This window comes from Novosphingobium sp. 11B, from assembly GCF_054589055.1.
Window position 1 is genome coordinate 1 of sequence record NZ_BAAILP010000348.1, and the last position, 2,635, is coordinate 2,635.

Here is a 2,635-nt window from a genome sequence, read left to right on the forward strand (position 1 = left end):
ATCTGTTCCGGTGACCATTTGCGGCGCAGCTTGGCCGATACTGCCCGTGCCAGTGGCGGCGAGCAAGCCAGCTTGCAGGGCTTGGGCCGCAAGGCACGGTCCCATGCCGCCTGATCGGACGCAGTAGCGCGATACCGTGCAGGGCCGCCATTGCGCCTGACTTCGCGACTGATCGTCGAGGGCGAGCGGCCCAGTCGCCGTGCTATCGCACGCAAGGGTTCACTGACGCTCAGGCCCCGCGAAATCTCCTCGCGCTCGGCAAGGCTCAGTGCACGGATGCTCCGCTTGCGATCGGCGGGCCGGATACCGCCGGTCGGCGAAATCACCGAAAATACCGAAGATGATTCTCGATCAAACCTTCGTCCGATCGAACTCATCGACTCCCCGCGCTGCCAGCGATCCCATATCTCTGCTCGCTGACTGGCCGTGTAATAGATCCGACGACGCTGCTTCATCGCGACACTCCATCTTCCGCAAAAGATTAAAGTGTTGCCGCCACCCGTTGAACCCACCGGCGGTAGCTTACTGCCGCAAGGCGTTGTGCAGCCATTCAAGCCGGACGCCTCGAACCGCTGGCGCCTAGCGGCTTGAGGTGATTCACTGCCTTTGCACGAGGGTGGAGGCGATGATGGCGGGACAGCCGAGTTTCTTCGATCTTTCGGACCGATACGAGGCGTTGAGCGCGGCAGGTGATCGGCTTGAACGGCTTGCGACTGTCGTCGACTTCGAGGCTTTCCGCGGCCCGTTGGTAGCAGCGTTGCGGCGAAGTGTCCGCGGCAAGGGTGGCAGGCCGCCGTTTGATCCGGTCCTCATGTTCAAGATCCTCGCTGCAGGCGCTCTACTCGATGTCTGACGAGGCCACCGAGTTCCAGATGGCGGGCGCGGTCTTCCTGACCGACGAAGGGAAGGGCTGGCCCGCCTTCGCCTTCTGCAAGTGGAGCCTGTCGCGCGTGAGAAACGATACGATCGGATCACGCTCTGGACACACACCGTTCTGGAAGCAGTTCGCCGTATCTATGCGCGCAATGGCTTCTAGGGTGTCGAAACCAATCACGAGTTCGGCGAACCGGTTCGAGGCGAGACCTGGTTTTTGATGCTTATGGCATAAGCGCCATCGCTCCGGTATCGCGATGCATCGCTGCGTCCTGCACTCCGAGCGTTATGGACGCGCGAACAAGATCGGGTACCGAGCGCAACTGCATCTTGCGCATCAGGCTGGCGCGGTGAAGTTTGACGGTGATCTCGCTGATATCGAGTTCCCATGCGATCTGCTTGTTCATGAGGCCGCGAACGACACCTTCCATCACTTGACGTTCGCGGCGGGTGAGCGTGTCGAAGCGGCGCACGATGATGCCGCGCCGCTGTGCGGCCGAGCGGCGCTCGATGTCGATATCGAGGGCATGTTCGACGGCGCCCAGCATGTCGCGTTCGTCGAACGGGCGCGGCAGGAAGTCCACGGCCCCGGCCTTTATCGCACGAACGGAGAGCGGCACGTCGATTTCGTCGGTTACGAAGATCACCGGGATCGCATCCCCCCGTTGCTTGAGGCGCTCGATCAGTTCGATGCCGTCGATCGCGGGCAGACGCACATCGGCGACGATGCAACACGGCGCCTCAGGCAGCCGTGCATCGAGCAAGGCACCGGCCCAGGCGAATGTCTCGATCAGGTAACCCTCGTCGCGCAGCAGGGCATGCAACCGCGAACGGGCCTCTCCCTCGTTATCGACGATCAGGACCTTGCCCGGCCTTGCGCTTTCATCGGCGGGATTGCGCATCGGCTGGTTGATGGGATGGGTCATTTCACTACTCCTGCTGCCGGAGTCGGAAATGATCCAAAGTGCACACAACGGGCAATCCCCTCTTTCGGGGGGCTTTCCTCGGCAGGGGCGGCGGGGCTAAACGCAGGCCATGGAAGACAGCGATTTTCAGGCCCCCATCCGCATCGCCGTGGTCGACGACCACCCGCTGCTGCGCGACGGCATCGTCGCCGTCTTCGCGACCCAGCCCGATCTGGAACTGATCGCGGTGGGTGAGGACGGCGAGGCGGCGGTCCACATCTATCGCGAGGCGCGCCCCGACATCCTGCTGCTCGACCTGCAGATGCCCAATGTCGACGGGGTGGAGGCGATGACGCGCATCCTCGCCGAATTTCCCGAGGCGCGCATCCTGGTGCTCACGACCTATTCGGGCGATGGCCGCGCGACGCAGGCGATCAAGGCGGGGGCCTCCGGCTACCTGCTCAAGAACAGCCTGAGGACCGAACTGCTCGACGCGATCCGCTCGGTCCATCGGGGCGGCACGCACTTCGATCGCCAGGTGTTTGGCGCCGCCGACCGCGAGGCGAAGCGCCTGACCGCACGCGAGAGCGACGTACTGGAACTGGCGGCGGCGGGCAATTCCAACAAGCAGATCGCGGCGCGGCTGTCACTGTCCGAGGACACGGTGAAAGGCTATATGAAGGCGATCTTCGCGCGGCTCGGCGCGATGGACCGCACGCATGCGGTGGCGATCGCCGTGCGCAACGGGTTGATCGAGCTTTAGATTCTTCCGCTTTTCATCATTGGATTCGCCTCCTTTCGTCATTGCGAGCGTAGCGAAGCAATCCAGGGCCGCGCAAACCGCCCTGGATTGCTTC

General features: G+C 63.1%; 3 protein-coding genes and 2 pseudogenes. 3 read left to right on the top strand and 2 right to left on the bottom strand.

Going from position 1 to position 2,635, the window contains the following annotated elements; translation table 11 throughout:
* The coding region (locus ACYPYD_RS28310; RefSeq protein ID WP_459667125.1) for a transposase at nucleotides 1-455 on the bottom strand (455 nt) is incomplete at its 3' end.
* A gap of 173 nt (nucleotides 456-628) precedes the next feature.
* On the opposite strand from ACYPYD_RS28310, the pseudogene ACYPYD_RS28315 reads away from it, so the two are divergent.
* Nucleotides 629-875 (top strand): annotated as a pseudogene (locus tag ACYPYD_RS28315) (transposase); the annotation flags it as partial.
* A pseudogene (locus ACYPYD_RS28320) lies at nucleotides 873-1,108 on the top strand (bifunctional helix-turn-helix transcriptional regulator/GNAT family N-acetyltransferase); the annotation flags it as partial. The pseudogenes ACYPYD_RS28315 and ACYPYD_RS28320, both read left to right, overlap by 3 nt.
* On the opposite strand, the gene ACYPYD_RS28325 reads toward ACYPYD_RS28320, so the two are convergent.
* The gene (locus ACYPYD_RS28325) at nucleotides 1,098-1,799 is read right to left on the bottom strand and encodes a response regulator transcription factor (protein ID WP_248006086.1); all 702 of its coding nucleotides are present in this window, start codon (nucleotides 1,797-1,799) and stop codon (nucleotides 1,098-1,100) included. The pseudogene ACYPYD_RS28320 and the gene ACYPYD_RS28325 sit on opposite strands and share 11 nt — an antisense overlap.
* Before the next feature lie 109 nt (nucleotides 1,800-1,908).
* On the opposite strand from ACYPYD_RS28325, the gene ACYPYD_RS28330 reads away from it, so the two are divergent.
* Nucleotides 1,909-2,541 carry a response regulator transcription factor gene (locus ACYPYD_RS28330; RefSeq protein WP_211150864.1) on the top strand — a complete coding sequence of 211 codons (633 nt, stop codon included), beginning with the start codon at nucleotides 1,909-1,911 and terminating at the stop codon, nucleotides 2,539-2,541.
* The last annotated feature ends 94 nt before the right edge of the window (nucleotides 2,542-2,635 follow it).